This window comes from Pedobacter soli (assembly GCF_900101435.1).
GTDB classification, from domain to species: Bacteria; Bacteroidota; Bacteroidia; order Sphingobacteriales; family Sphingobacteriaceae; genus Pedobacter; species Pedobacter soli.
In genome coordinates this window covers 203,311-217,948 of record NZ_FMZH01000008.1, presented here as the reverse complement: position 1 = coordinate 217,948, position 14,638 = coordinate 203,311, and the positions used below count along the sequence as shown (strand labels likewise).

Sequence of the window (14,638 nt, the reverse complement as noted above, 5' to 3'; positions counted from 1 at the left end):
ATTACGATTCAATCGTAAAAAAGATTATATCTTAATGAACAGATTCAGGTGTGGTGTCAGATGGTAACATCTGACACCACAAGAAGTTTCTCATATCTCAAATCTAGTGTCTCAAATCCTCTAATTCAGATACACATAAGTAATCCCATCTCCTCCTCTATCGGCGTGCTCATCTTCCATGCGGTTTACCTGACTATATTTACGCAGATAATCCCGAATCATTTTTCTCAGAATACCATCACCTTTACCGTGAATGAGTTTAATGGAAGGGAAACCCAGCATAATGGCTTTATCCAGGTATTTTTCTACCTCAAACAGCGCATCTTCGGTGCGTTTGCCACGGAGGTCAAGCTCGGCCCTGAAACCAGAAACAGCATCATTCATCCGTCCCGCAAAAGAATTTGCACTGCTTTGAATCACTTTTTTAGCTTCGCGGTTACTCACTTTCTGCACGCGGTTCTTTTTAACTGTCGAACGTAAATCGCCGATAGCCAACACCAGTTCATTGCGGTTAATTTCCAGCACCTGACCAATGGTTTCGCTATCCGTAAATTTAACCAGATCGCCTACCTCAATTTCGCCACCAACAACTACCTGAACGGGTTTTGGCCTTTCTTTTGGAATCGTATTTTTAACCAGCTCTTTTTGCAGGTTCTGACGCAATTCTTTGGTTACTGCCTTATCCGCTTGCTTTTCTTTAATTTCGGCAATCGTATTTTCTACCAGCTTATTTGCATTTTTAATGATATTCTGCGCTTCCTGCTTCGCTTCTTTAATCAGCACCTTGCGGTTTTCTTCTAAAAACGACTTTAATTTCTCGTTCTCGGCAACCAGGTTTTTGGCTTTATTTTGCTGGTTGGCTAAACTTACCTTTGCATCGTAAACATTTTTCTTCTCGCGCTCCAGATCAACCAGCATTGTATCTACCCGGTTCTGGTTAGAACCCGTTTTCTCTTTTGCCAGTGCAATTACTTCTTTCGGTAAACCAATGTTCTGCGCAATTTCGAAAGCATAAGAACTACCCGGTTTACCCATCTCCAACACATAAAGCGGTTTCATTTTGGCATTATCGAAAAGCATCGAGGCATTTTCAAGACCCGGGGTATTGCCGGCAAACAGCTTTAAATTAGAATAGTGTGTGGTAATAACGCCCCTGACCTTTTTATTGTTCAATACCTCTAAAACCGCTTCGGCCATTGGTCCGCCAAACTGCGGATCGGTACCTGTACCAAACTCATCAATCAGCACCATGGTCTTAGGTGAAGCATGTTCTACGAAGTAACGCATCTTTTTCAGGTGCGCACTGTAGGTACTTAAATCACTCTCTATCGATTGATCATCGCCGATATCGGCAAAAATATTTTCAAAGATTCCTACCTCACTATTCGCATCAACCGGAATTAACAAGCCAGTTTGCAACATAATCTGCAGTAAACCCACCGTTTTCATGCAAACCGATTTACCACCTGCATTGGGTCCTGAAACCAAAACGACGCGTGTTTCGGCATCAATATGAATATTTAAAGGCGTAACCGTTTTCTTTTCGGCAGCGAAAGAGATCGATAACAGCGGATGCCGCGCATTAATCAGTTTCGTTTTGGGTTCTTTTAACAAACCTGGCATCTCCGCTTCTATATCCATGGCAAATAAGGCCTTGGCACGCACAAAATCCAGTTTGGTTAAAAAACCATGATAAGAAAGCAACAATGGCGAGTATGGACGCAAATCATCAGTTAAGGCAATCAGTATCTTAATAATTTCCCTGCGCTTATCAAATTCCAAATCGCGCAGCTTATTATTTAACGTAAATACTTCTTCCGGTTCAATATAAACCGTTTGCCCCGTTGCCGATTCATCATGCACAAAACCTTTCAGTTTCCGTTTGTTCTCGGCCAAAACCGGAATACACATCCTGCCATCGCGTATGGTTAAACTACCGTCTGCTACCCAATTATTGGCAATGGCCTGTTTATAAATCGAATCCATGCGCTTACGCACGTCCTGCTCTGTACGCGAAATGGCTGTAGTAATCTCCTGCAATTCCTTCGAAGCATTGGGTTTTATCTTCCCTTTTGGATCGATTACCGTTTCTATTTTACGGAGGATATTCTTTTCAATAGGCAGGTGCTCAAACAAAGCCTCGAGTGTAGGATACACTTCAGCACGTTCTTCGAAAAAACGAAGTACCGAGAACACGGTTTGCAGCGAGGTATACACCTGAAACCACTCCTCTTCGAGCAAATAGGTACCTTCTACCCTGATTTTATCGACAAGCGATTTAATATCAAAAAAAGTATTAATCTGCAAAGGTTCCTGGTTTTGCAGAATACTTTTAAACTCATTGGTTTGGCGTAAAAATTTATCGATTTGATCAAAACGGGTCATCACCTGCATCTTTTGCACCATGTTCTGTCCCATCGGGCTTAAACAATGTTTGCTAATCAGCTGCCTTATCTCAACAAATCCTAAACGTTCTAAACAATTTTCGGGATATAACATATTTTACATTACTACCGGAGATACTTCTAAAGTCCCGGCTTTTTTAATTTTAATCAGCGAATCGGCCTCTTTTTTCTTTTTGGCAATTTCGGCTACTGCTTTAACCTTCGATATTGAATCGGGTTTCATCTTTTTCCGGATGGCGAGCGAATCAGCCTTAAATTTCTTTTTAATGGCTATCGAATCGGTTTTAAATATTTTCTCTTTAATTAATTTGTCGGCCAGAGCAGTTCCTTTCTTCTGCGCAGCCAGCATTTTCTGGATGTTTTTGTACATTTCATCCAGCTCTTTCGGGTTTACATTGTACCATTTCAGGCTTTTATTGTATTGCGCCGAATCGGTTTCAAATTTCTTAAAAATACCCTTATAATATCCCGAAGCTACTTTACGGGCCGAGTCGGGTATGTAAATGGTAGACAGGTAGCCATCCACAATATGCATATCGTACAAAATCTTTTGCATCTTATCGGGTTTTATAATATCATCGGGTATACCGGGTTTACAGCCCAACCATAATCCCGCGGTCATTAAAACCCATATTAGTCTCTTCATGCTGAATTAATCATTATTTTTTGCCCAAATTGCGGCAAGGTTATTAATTTTACCAAAAATAGTTATAAATGAGCATAGCTGATAATCTTAAACAATATAAAAACGAAGTCGAATCGGATGGCGTGAAACTGATTGCAGTTTCAAAAACTCAGCCTGTTGAATCGATTTTAGAAGCGTACAATGCCGGACAGCGTATTTTTGGCGAAAACCTGGTACAGGAAATGGTAGAAAAGCAGGCGCAACTTCCGGCCGATATAGAATGGCACCTGATTGGCCATTTACAAACCAACAAAGTAAAATATATTGCACCATTTGTTCAGTTGATACATGGTGTAGACAGCATAAAACTGCTTCAGGAGATTAATAAACAGGCTGCCAAACACAACCGTATAATCGACTGCCTTTTACAGGTTTACATTGCAGATGAAGATACCAAATTCGGACTTGGTTTTGATGAAGTAGTAGAGCTTTTACGCGATGAAACTTACCCCGAGCTGAAAAACATCCGCATTGTGGGCCTGATGGGCATTGCTACCAACACCAAAAATGAAAAACAGATAGCGATCGAATTTCACGAACTTAAAGTGTTCTTTGACGGCATCAAAGTAAGTTTCTTCCGTAAAGATGAAGCTTTTAAAGAAATCTCAACCGGCATGAGCGCGGATTATAAGATAGCCATTGAAGAAGGAAGCACCATGGTACGCATTGGTAGCAGCATTTTTGGAAAAAGAGTAATTAAACATTTCAAATCGAACATCTCAGCCAATTAGTATGAATTTAAACATCAGATTTGCAGTAGCTGAAGATTGTGCAAGGTTATTAGAATTAATTAACGAACTGGCTGTTTACGAACGCGCACCAGAAGAGGTAACTGTAACCCTCGATCATTTTACTGAGGCAGGTTTTGGTAAAAATCCGGTTTGGAAAGCCTTTGTTGCAGAGGTAGACGAAGTTATTGTAGGCTTCGCTTTATATTACACCCGCTACTCTACCTGGAAAGGATGCCGCTTATACCTCGAAGATTTTATTGTAACAGAAGCTTTCAGAGGCAAAGGCCTGGGCAAAATATTATTTGAAAAGGTTATAGAAGAGGCTAAAAACGGTAATTATAGCGGCATGGTTTGGCAGGTTTTAGACTGGAACGAACCGGCTATTAATTTCTACAACAAATACCAGGCTCAATTAGAGAGCGGCTGGCTAAACGCAGCTTTAGCAAAAGAACAAATCAAGGCATTTTAGTATGGATATTTTTAAATTTGGTGGTGCTTCGGTAAAAAATGCTGAGGGAGTAAAAAATCTGGCCAATATTGTACGCGATTACAAGAAAGGCAACCTGCTCGTGGTGGTTTCGGCAATGGGCAAAATGACCGATAAATTAGAGGCCCTTACGCAAGCTTATTTATCGCACAGCGAAGGTGCTCATGCAATTTTTGATGAGGTTAAGCATTTTCACTTTAATATTATCGAAGAACTTTTTCAGGGTAAGCCCAATCCGGTTTACGATGATGTGGCCAATACCTTTGTAGAAATTGATTGGCTGATTGAAGATGAGGCCGATAACGATCACGATTATATTTACGATCAGATTGTATCAATCGGCGAAGTAGTTTCGACGAAAATTGTAGCGGCCTGGCTTAACGAAAGCGGAAATAAAGCACTTTGGGCCGATGCCCGCAATTATATCCAAACCGATAATACCTATCGCGAAGGAAAAGTAGATTGGGCTAAAACCAATCAGATTATACAAAAAGACCTTGTTCCTTTACTGGATGAAAATATTATCGTAACACAAGGTTTCATTGGCGGCACCAGCGAGAATTACACCACCACATTAGGTCGCGAAGGCTCTGATTATTCGGCAGCCATATTTGCCTCCTGCCTCAATGCCGCAGCCTTAACCATTTGGAAAGATGTTCCGGGTGTACTCAATGCCGATCCGAAATGGTTTGATGAAACCGAGAAAATTGCGCAGCTCTCTTATCACGATGCCATAGAACTTACCTATTATGGTGCTACGGTAATCCATCCTAAAACCATAAAACCTTTACAAAACAAAGGAATCCCGCTTTTTGTAAGATCATTTCTTACACCAGAAGGCGAAGGAACAGCAATTACGAAAGAGAACAATCCTTTGCCTATCCCATCTTTCATCTTTAAGGTTAACCAAGCGCTGATTTCAATTTTCCCTAAAGATTATTCTTTTATCATTGAAGAAAACCTGAGCAACATTTTTGAGCTTTTCCATAATCACAAGATTAAAATCAATACCATGCTCAACTCTGCTATCAGTTTTTCGGTGAGTGTCGACGATCATCCTACCCAGGTTGAAAGGCTCATTAAAGATCTTTCAGAAGAATTTACCGTAAAATACAATAAAGGCCTGGAACTGGTAACCATTCGTTATTACAATCAGCATACCATAGATCGCGTAACGGTTGACAAAGATATTTTACTGGAAGTTAAAAGCCGCCACACCTGCCAGATGGTGATGAAGAATAAGTAGGAATCCAGGTATAGAGTATCAAGTATCAAGACTGTAATCAGCACTTAATACTTGCTACCCGATACTTATTACTTGATACTCTATACCTGCTACTTGATACTCTATACTTGCTACCAGATACTTGCTACTCAATACTCCCCCATGAACAACAACCTTTTAGCCACTGCCGTACAACAATACATCGACGCACACTTAACTGCAGATGTAAATCAGATTGCGCTGGCTAAAAGTCCTTTTGAGGGGATTACCGCGGCCGAGCTTGCTACGCAGATTACCGCTAAAAAGAAATCGGAAAAGAAACTACCAACCTGGTTCAGAACGGCTAAAATCTATTATCCACCTGTCCTGTCTATTGAGCAAACTTCTTCTGAAACTACCGCTAAATACAAATCAAAATTAGCCAAAGGCGATAGTTTAATCGATATTACAGGTGGTTTTGGTGTAGATAGCTATTACTTTTCCAAACAGGTGGCAAATGTTACGCATTGCGAAATTAACACCGAACTTTCGGCGATTGCCAATCACAACGCAAAGGCACTACAAGCTAACAACGTTACTTTCGAAGCTACAGATGGGATTAACTACTTAAATACAAACAACAAACAATTTGATACCATTTATGTAGACCCTGCACGAAGGGCCGAAAAAGGTAAGGTTTTTATGCTTAAAGACTGTACGCCTGACGTGGTAAGCATAATCGATACTTTATTGGAAAAGGCGCAGCGGATTATCATTAAAACTGCCCCCTTGTTAGATCTTTCTGCGGGTTTAGCAGAGTTGAAACAGGTGAGCGAAATCCATATCGTGAGTGTAAAAAACGAATGTAAGGAGCTTTTGTGGATAATAGACCGCATACCGGCTCAGGATACACAGATTATAGCGGTAACTTTAAACGAAACAGAAAAAGTTTTTTCATTCAAGAGATCACAAATTCAATCTGCTATAAGTTTTTCTGAGCAACTCAAGCCTTCCGATTACCTTTACGAGCCAGATGCTGCTTTATTAAAATCTGGCGCTTTCAACTTAATTGGCACTACTTACAACTTATTAAAACTGCATCCACAAACGCAGCTTTATACTGCTAAAAAAGCTAATAATGCTTTTCCCGGCCGGATCTTTCAGATTGAGGAGATCATGAATACGGCTTCCCTTAAAAAGGCCGGAAACTTAACCGGAAATGTGATTGTAAGAAATTACCCCGCAAAGCCCGAAGACCTGGTTAAAAAATATAAAATCAAACCTGCTAAAGATCAGTTTTTAATATTTACCAAGGTTGCCAACGGCGATAATGTGATTTTAAAGGCATCGATTGTACAATATTACTAGCCCAGACTTCCAGCGTCATGCTGATCCGATGGCTATCGGGTCGAAATGACGATTTTTCTATAGGGTGTCAATAATAGCTAAAAATGCAAAAAGCCTTTCCGTTAAGAAAGGCTCTTTGCAGGGGATGAATAAATAAGTATTTTATTGCTTAAACTTTCTTAACGTTTACTGCCTGTAAACCTTTTCTGCCTTCAGCTACTTCAAATTCTACGGTATCGTTCTCTTTTAAGCTTTCGATTCCACCTAAAACATCTTTAAAATGCACAAACAGATCTTTATTGTCTTCTTGTACAATAAATCCGAAGCCTTTTTGCGTATTAAACCATTTAACTTTTCCGGTTGCCATAAAAAAATAAAAAATTGTATAAAATAAATAAACCCTTACGCTTTGATTCGTATTTAATTTAACCAATTGATCATTATCGTTAATAAAACAATCAGATAAAGCGTTAATATCAAAACAAAACTACCAAATATAATAATTTGCAGATATAAAGCAATCCCAATTTAGCTCTTCAACAAGAAAGTTGCGTAAACAGGAAAATTTTTATTCAATTACTTATTCGGTTGTGGTGTAGTACGTAAATATGGCTTAATAACCTGGTGTCCTTTCGGAAATTTGGCCGGAATATCTTCGGTTTTAATGCTGTTCACTACAATTACATCTTCGCCATCTTTCCAATCGGCTGGAGTAGCCACACTGTAATTGGCGGTAAGCTGTAACGAATCGATTACACGCAATACTTCGTTAAAATTCCGGCCTGTAGATGCAGGGTAAGTTATGGTTAACTTTACTTTTTTATCGGGACTGATTACAAACAATGATCTTACCGTCAGTGTTTCAGATGCATTTGGATGAATCATATCATAAAGGTTCGCTACTGTACGATCCGGATCGGCAATAATCGGAAACTCAACCGATGTGTTTTGCGTTTCGTTAATGTCGCTGATCCAGCCTTTGTGAGATTCGGCAGAATCGACACTCAAAGCCAACACTTTTACGTTTCTTTTTTCAAATTCACCTTTTAAGGCAGCGGTTCTACCCAACTCAGTGGTGCAAACCGGTGTATAATCGGCAGGGTGCGAAAACAATACGCCCCAGCTATCGCCTAAATAATCGTAAAAATCTATTTCACCAATTGAGGTATTGGCCTGAAAGTTTGGCGCGGTATCGCCTAGTCTTATACTCATAACAATAATATTTAAAGTTGATTAAAACAAATCTAAACAATACTATAGTAAATACATAGATATTATATTATTTTACAACACAGAAATTACAATTCAAACAAAAAACCCTGCAGAAATGAATCAGCAGGGTTTAAGCATATTAATTTATTTGGGGGTATTCGGCTTAGTAAGCTTTGATCATAAATACATAATCCTGTATTTTTTCAATCTGCTTAGTCCGTTTTAATCCAGACAGCAAGCTTCTTTTATTTGCAGTTAGCTTATTTGCACCTAAAGAATCTTGAGGAATTGCTCTCATCGCTTCTAAGATATATTTAGATTTAATTGCAAATGCTGCACCTTCTGTCTGATCTGGCTTACCGCTGATAATTCCAACCAAATTCCCATTATTATCTAAAACCGGACCTCCACTGTTACCAGGATTAACTGAAATGGCTACCTGATATTGCGTTGTATCACCAATAAAGCCATTTTTCGAACTCACATAACCTTCTCCCAATACTGCATCATCTTTCGGGTAACCTAAAGTATATACGTTTTCGCCAATATTACTTATAGTTTTTTTAATGGTATAAGGAATAGTAGATAAACTACTGAAATGCTTATCACTAATTTTAAGGATAGCAATATCATTCTGAGGATCGGTATAAACAGATTTTACTTTAAAAGATTCGCCTTTACTGTTTTGTACATAAAGAGAATCTGCACCGTTAATTACGTGAAGATTGGTAAGGATATATCCATTTGTAGAAATTGCAAACCCAGTACCACCTACACTGCTTTGAACCGCAGGCTTACCTGTGGTTGCTGGTGCATTATTAATTTTTCTGATTAAACTGTTTTGTGTTTTGATTGCTTTATTTACCTGATTACTCAAAAGCACAAACTGTTCTTTCTGACGGGTGTTGTGCTGAATAGAATATACAGACACCAAAGAAAGCACCAAAAACGAAGCAGCAACGGCAAGAGCCGATTTATGTTTACGCCACAATTGCACCACCTTTGATGGATGTGGTCTAAGTTCTTCAGCAAGACTTTCTACATCAATTTCAGCGTGGATATGATTTAATTGCTCCCTTAAACGCACCTGTTCTGCAAAAGCTTCCATCGATTCTAAAAAGAATTTATGCGAAACTACCTTATGATCTACAGTGGCATCATTGCGACGTAACTGTTCAAAGGCCTCAGTTTCCTGTGGATTAAGTTTACCTAAAAGGTAATCTTCAATAATTGCATCTAACTCCAAATCGTTTCTCATTTCAATTACTAGTGTTGAAAAAATAATTTCTTTAACCTTTGCAGGCATTTATACTTCTGTGTTTTGGCATTATCTGTATTGGTGTAGCCAAACTTTTCGCAAATATCCTGCATGGATAAATTGTGGATATAAAAATCCTGAATAATGGTTTTACAGGGTTCGCCCAGGTGCTCAAGTGCCGATTGCATCTTTACAAACTGCAGGTCTTTCTCTTCATGCTGCTCTACATCTTCTTCTACTGCAAACACATCTTCATAGTCGGTAATGTTGCCGGCCTTTTTACTGTTCAGGTTAAGTTTCTTTAACCAGATGCGCCTGCACACCGAATAAATATATGTTTTAAGCTTGCTGCTCAATTCAAAATTACCTTCCTTAACTTTGTTATACAAAATAATGATGGCCTCCTGATATACATCTTTCGCATCGTCTTCATCCCCGTTATTATTGAGGATAAATTGCAAAACCATCGCATAATAGCCCTTGTATAACTTGTTAAGTGTATCTGCTGAGTTATTTAGAATACCTAAAATAACCTCTCTATCTGTTGGAACTGAACTCTTTAAACTGTTATTCACTAGTTAATACATTTTTCTATAAATAGTAACCCAATATTAGACAAAAAAATATTTATAGCTACTATCCTGCTTAATACAATCTTGATACCGGGGGTAACCCAAACCCGGCTAAAAAAATATTTTAACTTTTTTTCAAATTATCGGGTTACCTTTTTACCTTTGCGGCATTAACAGGAAATTAATTACTTAAAAAATTCAAAAAATGAAAAATGCATTCAAATTAGGCTTTTTAGCTTTAGCTTTATCTTTATCAGTTGTTGCTTGTAACTCAGAAAAAAAAGCTGAAGGTGCTGATACTACTTTAACTGATTCTTCTACTATCGTTACTGATACTACTGCAAAAGATACTACAGTTAAAGATTCTACAGTTAAAGATACAGCTGTAAAAACTACAACTACTACAACTGAAGTTAAACACTAGTCTAACTTTGACATATAAAAAAGGCCTTAAATTAAGTTTTAAGGCCTTTTTTACTTTTATTTCATTTTTTTTCAATTTAATGGGTTACCTTTTTCATTTACCTGTATTAAGAGATAAATTAATTAATTACTTAAAAAAACTTCAAAAATGAAAAATGCATTCAAATTAGGCTTTTTAGCTTTAGCTTTATCTTTATCAGTTGTTGCTTGTAACTCAGAAAAAAAAGCTGAAGGCGCTGATACTACTGTAACTGATTCTTCTACTATCGTTACTGATACTACTGCAAAAGATACTACAGTTAAAGATTCTACAGTTAAAGATACAGCTGTAAAAACTACAACTACTACAACTGAAGTTAAACACTAGTCTAACTTTAACATAAAAAAAAGGCCTTAAATTAAGTTTTAAGGCCATTTTTTATTTTATTTCATTTTTTTTTCAAATTATCGGGTTACCTTTTTCATTTAGCTGTATTAATAGCGAATTAATTAATTACTTAAAAAAAAATCAAAAAATGAAAAATGCATTCAAATTAGGCTTTTTAGCTTTAGCTTTATCTTTATCAGTTGTTGCTTGTAACTCAGAAAAAAAAGCTGAAGGTACTGACACTACTGCAACTGATTCTTCTACTATCGTTACTGATACTACTGCAAAAGATACTACAGTAAAAGATTCTACAGTTAAAGATACAGCTGTAAAAACTACAACTACTACAACTGAAGTTAAACACTAGTCTAACTTTAACATAAAAAAGAGCCCTTGAAATTAATTTTCAAGGGCTTTTTTTATGCTTACGGGTTACCTTTTCACTTTTCGGCGCATTAAAAGTATATATTAACCCTAAAAACAAAATCAAAATGAAAAATGCATTCAAATTAGGCTTTTTAGCCATGGCTTTATCTTTAACAATTGCTGCCTGTGGCGGATCAGGAAAAAAAGCTGAAGGTACAGGCGATACTACCGTTACAGATTCATCGACAATTGTAACTGATACTACTGCAAAAGATACCACAGTTAAAGATTCGACAGTTAAAGACACTGCTGTAAAAACTACAACTACCACAACTGAGGTAAAACACTAGTCAATTCTAAATAGATAATGATCTAATTAAAAGGCTTCAGGCAAAACTGAAGCCTTTTTTGTTATAATCTGAATTCTTTAGCTTTTAAATCCCTTAAAATCCATCAATTGTAGTAAATTTGCGGCAAAAATATAATCCGCATAATGAATTTAACATCACTACAAGCTATTTCACCTGTTGATGGTCGTTACAGAAAAACTACCGAAAATTTAGCAGCTTACTTTTCAGAAGAAGCGCTGATTAAATACCGTGTTTTTGTAGAAATCGAATATTTTATCGCACTTTGCGAAATCAACCTGCCTGGCTTGCAGAATTTTGATAAAAACCTTTATGCTGAATTGCGTAAAATTCACGAAAATTTCTCGGAAGCTGATGCTTTAGAAATTAAAGAGACAGAAAAAGTTACCAATCACGACGTTAAAGCTGTTGAGTATTTCATCAAAAGTAAATTTGATGGATTATCGCTTCAAAATTATAAAGAGTTTATCCATTTTGGCTTAACATCTCAGGATATTAACAACACCGCCATTCCTTATTCAATTAAACTGGCACTAAACGAAAGTTATTATCCAGCCATTACCGAATTGATCGCCAAAATAAATGCACTGGCTACCGAATGGAAAGAAGTACCCATGCTGGCGCACACACACGGTCAGCCGGCCTCTCCTACCAAGCTGGGTAAAGAGTTTTTGGTTTTTGCCGAGCGTTTAAGCATCCAGGTAGAAAATTTAAAAGCTATCCCAAACAGTGCCAAATTTGGTGGTGCCACCGGAAACTTTAACGCACACCACATTGCCTATCCGGAAGTAAACTGGGTTGATTTTTCAAACCAGTTTGTAAACGAAACTTTAGGATTGAGCCGTGCGCAACACACTACCCAAATTGAACACTACGATCAGTTTGCCGCACAATGCGATGCCCTAAAGCGTATTAACAACATCATTATTGATTTAGATCGCGATATCTGGACCTACATCTCTAAAAACTACTTTAAACAAAAAATTAAAGCAGGAGAAATCGGTTCATCGGCCATGCCGCATAAAGTTAACCCGATCGATTTTGAAAATGCCGAAGGTAACGCCGGTATTGCCAATGCTTTGTTTGAATTTTTTGCAGCCAAACTTCCTATCTCGCGTTTACAAAGAGATTTAACTGACTCAACCGTTTTAAGAAATGTTGGTGTTCCATTTGGCCATACTTTAATTGCCATTAATGCCACATTAAGAGGTTTAAATAAAATTTTGCTTAACGAAGCCGCGTTAGAGGCCGATTTAGATGAAAACTGGGCTGTAGTTGCCGAGGCCATCCAAACAGTATTGCGCAGGGAGAATTTCCCGAACCCTTACGAGGCTTTAAAAGAGTTAACCCGTACCAATTCGAAAATTAATGCAGCCAGCATTGCCGAATTTATAGAGGGCTTAGCAGTAACAGAAGAAGTAAAAGCACAGCTGAGAACCATTACGCCGTTTAACTATACTGGTATTTTCTAGTCAAATTAAATTGACGCTAAGCAGACAGCTGTAACGCGCTTTATTAAACACGAATTGCTAATTTTGTTTATTCAAATTGATTAGGACATGACGATTAACGTATATACAGAACAAACTCCAAACCCGGCAACCATGAAATTCATGGTAAATAAGCTGTTAATAAACGGTAGCGAAGATTTTGCCACTAAAGAAAGTGCAGAACACTCGCCTTTTGCTAAGGAGTTATTTAAATTCAGCTTTGTTGCCGGTGTTTTTTTCGCCAGTAACTTTGTTACGATTACCAAAACAGACGACGCGGAATGGGCCGATATTGAAGCCATTTTAAAAGAGTTTGTTAAAGGAGCTGTTGAATCTGAATTAAAAATTAAAGAAGCAACTGCTGATGAAGCGCCAACCTTTGAAGGCACAGAAACTGAAATTAAAATTCAGCAGATTTTACATGATTACGTACGTCCGGCTGTTGAGCAGGATGGCGGTGCCATTACCTATAAGTCTTTCGACGAAGGTGTGGTAACTGTAGAATTACGCGGATCGTGCAGCGGCTGTCCGTCTTCTACCATTACGCTTAAATCGGGTATTCAAAACCTGTTACAGCGCATGGTACCTGAAGTTACCGAAGTGGTTTCGGAAGCGCTTTAAAATTGTGCATTTTTCAATATACATAAAAAGAGGGTTGGCTAATTAGCGAACCCTCTTTTGTTTATGAGCTATTTTAAAGCTGTCTATCGTTTTCCTACAAAACATCTTATCGTCATGCTGGGCCGATAGCTATCGGATTTATTTTATTAGTATCGTTTATTGCTTTCATAGGCCTAATAGCCACTTCGTGGTCAGCAACTCTTATTAAAGATAATAACTATAGTTTAGAGACCCTGAAATAAATTCAGGGTGACGGCAATGGATTGAACTATTAAAAATATCTCTTGATGGCCTCCAGCATTTCGGCAGTTAACTTACCATTGGTTGCCAGAATTTCTCTTTTATCGAAGTAGTTATTACCACCAGCAAAATCGAAAACCTCGCCACCAGCCTGCTGAACAATAAAGCAACCAGCTGCGAAATCCCATTGCTGCAGGTTATACTCAAAAAAAGCATCAAAGCGCCCGCAAGCCGTGTAAACCAAATCTATTGCAGCTGCACCAATGCGGCGAACGCCATGGCTTTTCTGCATCATTTCGGCCAATAATTTCAGGTATTTATCTTGCTTATCGAACTGGTAATACGGAAAACCTGTAGCCAGTAAGCTCGATTTAAGATCAGGATTAACCGAAACGCTGATTTCTTTCTTGTTTAAATAAGCCTTCCCACCTTTAAACGAGTAAAACATTTCGGCCCTGTTTAATTCGTACACCACACCTACAACAGGCTGGCCATCTTCGTAAAGCGCCACACTAATGCCATAAGCCGGGATACCGTGAATAAAATTGGTTGTACCATCTAAAGGATCTATAATCCAGGTATAAGTTTTCCCTACCCTGCTGATGGTTTTCTCTTCGGTGATAAAACCTGCATCAGGAATCAGTTTTTCGAGGTTTTGGACCAGTTTCTGTTCTGCAGTTTTATCTACATAAGAAACCATATCGTTTAAACCTTTGTATTCTATTTTCTGTGCATCGAACTGCATGGCTTCTTTACGGATAAAATTTCCGGTAAGCCTAACAATAGCGATTACTTTATTGCATATTAGTTCGTAATTCATAACGGTTTAACAAAACCCATAAAGGTTTGTTGAGTTTAAAAT

Annotated in this window: 17 protein-coding genes; 10 read left to right on the top strand and 7 right to left on the bottom strand. The window is 38.0% G+C overall.

The features are described from left to right. Positions 1-120 precede the first annotated feature (120 nt). Positions 121-2,499 carry an endonuclease MutS2 gene (locus BLR37_RS18015; RefSeq protein WP_090770990.1) on the bottom strand — a complete coding sequence of 793 codons (2,379 nt, stop codon included), beginning with the start codon at positions 2,497-2,499 and terminating at the stop codon, positions 121-123. A gap of 3 nt (positions 2,500-2,502) precedes the next feature. Next, positions 2,503-3,051, bottom strand: coding sequence for a DUF4296 domain-containing protein (locus BLR37_RS18010; protein WP_090770988.1), 549 nt, complete (start codon positions 3,049-3,051; stop codon positions 2,503-2,505). Between the two features lie 68 nt (positions 3,052-3,119). Between BLR37_RS18010 and BLR37_RS18005 the strand changes: the two genes are divergently transcribed. The 4 genes from BLR37_RS18005 (at position 3,120) to BLR37_RS17990 (ending at position 6,880) form a co-directional block, all read left to right on the top strand. Then, positions 3,120-3,821 carry a YggS family pyridoxal phosphate-dependent enzyme gene (locus BLR37_RS18005; protein WP_090770986.1) on the top strand — a complete coding sequence of 234 codons (702 nt, stop codon included), beginning with the start codon at positions 3,120-3,122 and terminating at the stop codon, positions 3,819-3,821. Between the two features lies 1 nt (position 3,822). After that, positions 3,823-4,290 (top strand): GNAT family N-acetyltransferase, encoded by a 468-nt coding sequence (locus BLR37_RS18000; protein WP_090770984.1) that lies wholly within the window; start codon positions 3,823-3,825, stop codon positions 4,288-4,290. A 1-nt stretch (position 4,291) separates the two neighbouring features. Beyond that, the gene (locus BLR37_RS17995; protein WP_090770982.1) at positions 4,292-5,554 is read left to right on the top strand and encodes an aspartate kinase; all 1,263 of its coding nucleotides are present in this window, start codon (positions 4,292-4,294) and stop codon (positions 5,552-5,554) included. A gap of 141 nt (positions 5,555-5,695) precedes the next feature. Further along, positions 5,696-6,880, top strand: coding sequence for a THUMP-like domain-containing protein (locus BLR37_RS17990; protein WP_090770980.1), 1,185 nt, complete (start codon positions 5,696-5,698; stop codon positions 6,878-6,880). Between the two features lie 148 nt (positions 6,881-7,028). Here BLR37_RS17990 and BLR37_RS17985 read toward each other — a convergent pair whose 3' ends face one another. The 4 genes from BLR37_RS17985 to BLR37_RS17970 all read right to left on the bottom strand — a co-directional run bounded on the left by BLR37_RS17985 (position 7,029) and on the right by BLR37_RS17970 (position 9,904). Then, positions 7,029-7,226, bottom strand: coding sequence for a cold-shock protein (locus BLR37_RS17985; RefSeq protein ID WP_029276380.1), 198 nt, complete (start codon positions 7,224-7,226; stop codon positions 7,029-7,031). A 209-nt stretch (positions 7,227-7,435) separates the two neighbouring features. After that, positions 7,436-8,071 (bottom strand): peroxiredoxin, encoded by a 636-nt coding sequence (locus tag BLR37_RS17980; RefSeq protein WP_039482478.1) that lies wholly within the window; start codon positions 8,069-8,071, stop codon positions 7,436-7,438. Between the two features lie 163 nt (positions 8,072-8,234). Beyond that, complete coding sequence (locus tag BLR37_RS17975) at positions 8,235-9,329, bottom strand: S1 family peptidase (RefSeq protein ID WP_090770978.1); 1,095 nt, start codon at positions 9,327-9,329, stop codon at positions 8,235-8,237. A gap of 8 nt (positions 9,330-9,337) precedes the next feature. Next, positions 9,338-9,904 carry an RNA polymerase sigma factor gene (locus BLR37_RS17970; RefSeq protein ID WP_090770976.1) on the bottom strand — a complete coding sequence of 189 codons (567 nt, stop codon included), beginning with the start codon at positions 9,902-9,904 and terminating at the stop codon, positions 9,338-9,340. Positions 9,905-10,106: 202 nt separating this feature from the next. Here BLR37_RS17970 and BLR37_RS17965 point away from each other — a divergent pair, with 202 nt between their 5' ends. From BLR37_RS17965 to BLR37_RS17940, 6 genes are all read left to right on the top strand, one after another. Further along, the gene (locus BLR37_RS17965; RefSeq protein WP_039482470.1) at positions 10,107-10,325 is read left to right on the top strand and encodes a hypothetical protein; all 219 of its coding nucleotides are present in this window, start codon (positions 10,107-10,109) and stop codon (positions 10,323-10,325) included. 147 nt (positions 10,326-10,472) lie between these two features. Next, positions 10,473-10,691 carry a hypothetical protein gene (locus BLR37_RS17960; protein WP_090770975.1) on the top strand — a complete coding sequence of 73 codons (219 nt, stop codon included), beginning with the start codon at positions 10,473-10,475 and terminating at the stop codon, positions 10,689-10,691. Positions 10,692-10,839: 148 nt separating this feature from the next. Continuing rightward, positions 10,840-11,058: a hypothetical protein gene (locus BLR37_RS17955; protein ID WP_090770972.1), complete on the top strand. Its 219-nt coding sequence runs from the start codon at positions 10,840-10,842 to the stop codon at positions 11,056-11,058. Positions 11,059-11,182: 124 nt separating this feature from the next. Next, complete coding sequence (locus tag BLR37_RS17950) at positions 11,183-11,407, top strand: hypothetical protein (RefSeq protein WP_090770970.1); 225 nt, start codon at positions 11,183-11,185, stop codon at positions 11,405-11,407. A gap of 143 nt (positions 11,408-11,550) precedes the next feature. After that, entirely contained in the window at positions 11,551-12,897 is a 1,347-nt protein-coding gene (purB, locus tag BLR37_RS17945) for an adenylosuccinate lyase (RefSeq protein WP_090770968.1), read from the top strand. 87 nt (positions 12,898-12,984) lie between these two features. Further along, on the top strand, positions 12,985-13,536 hold the full coding sequence (locus BLR37_RS17940; protein ID WP_039470422.1) for a NifU family protein: 552 nt from the start codon (positions 12,985-12,987) through the stop codon (positions 13,534-13,536). Between the two features lie 271 nt (positions 13,537-13,807). Here the strand turns inward: BLR37_RS17940 and BLR37_RS17935 are convergent, their stop codons facing one another. Then, positions 13,808-14,596, bottom strand: a complete 789-nt coding sequence (locus BLR37_RS17935) for an inositol monophosphatase family protein (protein WP_090770967.1) — start codon at positions 14,594-14,596, stop codon at positions 13,808-13,810. Between the last annotated feature and the right edge of the window lie 42 nt (positions 14,597-14,638).

What these genes read in the sequence shown, in the direction of transcription:
- BLR37_RS17965 (WP_039482470.1), top strand. Translation starts at nt 10,107, where the DNA reads ATGAAAAATGCATTCAAATTAGGCTTTTTAGCTTTAGCTTTATCTTTA.
- BLR37_RS18005 (WP_090770986.1), top strand. Translation starts at nt 3,120, where the DNA reads ATGAGCATAGCTGATAATCTTAAACAATATAAAAACGAAGTCGAATCG.
- BLR37_RS17990 (WP_090770980.1), top strand. Translation starts at nt 5,696, where the DNA reads ATGAACAACAACCTTTTAGCCACTGCCGTACAACAATACATCGACGCA.
- BLR37_RS17995 (WP_090770982.1), top strand. Translation starts at nt 4,292, where the DNA reads ATGGATATTTTTAAATTTGGTGGTGCTTCGGTAAAAAATGCTGAGGGA.
- BLR37_RS18015 (WP_090770990.1), bottom strand. Translation starts at nt 2,499, where the DNA reads ATGTTATATCCCGAAAATTGTTTAGAACGTTTAGGATTTGTTGAGATA.
- BLR37_RS17980 (WP_039482478.1), bottom strand. Translation starts at nt 8,071, where the DNA reads ATGAGTATAAGACTAGGCGATACCGCGCCAAACTTTCAGGCCAATACC.
- BLR37_RS17940 (WP_039470422.1), top strand. Translation starts at nt 12,985, where the DNA reads ATGACGATTAACGTATATACAGAACAAACTCCAAACCCGGCAACCATG.
- BLR37_RS17935 (WP_090770967.1), bottom strand. Translation starts at nt 14,596, where the DNA reads ATGAATTACGAACTAATATGCAATAAAGTAATCGCTATTGTTAGGCTT.
- BLR37_RS17960 (WP_090770975.1), top strand. Translation starts at nt 10,473, where the DNA reads ATGAAAAATGCATTCAAATTAGGCTTTTTAGCTTTAGCTTTATCTTTA.
- BLR37_RS17950 (WP_090770970.1), top strand. Translation starts at nt 11,183, where the DNA reads ATGAAAAATGCATTCAAATTAGGCTTTTTAGCCATGGCTTTATCTTTA.
- BLR37_RS18010 (WP_090770988.1), bottom strand. Translation starts at nt 3,051, where the DNA reads ATGAAGAGACTAATATGGGTTTTAATGACCGCGGGATTATGGTTGGGC.
- BLR37_RS17975 (WP_090770978.1), bottom strand. Translation starts at nt 9,329, where the DNA reads ATGAGAAACGATTTGGAGTTAGATGCAATTATTGAAGATTACCTTTTA.
- purB (WP_090770968.1), top strand. Translation starts at nt 11,551, where the DNA reads ATGAATTTAACATCACTACAAGCTATTTCACCTGTTGATGGTCGTTAC.
- BLR37_RS17985 (WP_029276380.1), bottom strand. Translation starts at nt 7,226, where the DNA reads ATGGCAACCGGAAAAGTTAAATGGTTTAATACGCAAAAAGGCTTCGGA.
- BLR37_RS17955 (WP_090770972.1), top strand. Translation starts at nt 10,840, where the DNA reads ATGAAAAATGCATTCAAATTAGGCTTTTTAGCTTTAGCTTTATCTTTA.
- BLR37_RS18000 (WP_090770984.1), top strand. Translation starts at nt 3,823, where the DNA reads ATGAATTTAAACATCAGATTTGCAGTAGCTGAAGATTGTGCAAGGTTA.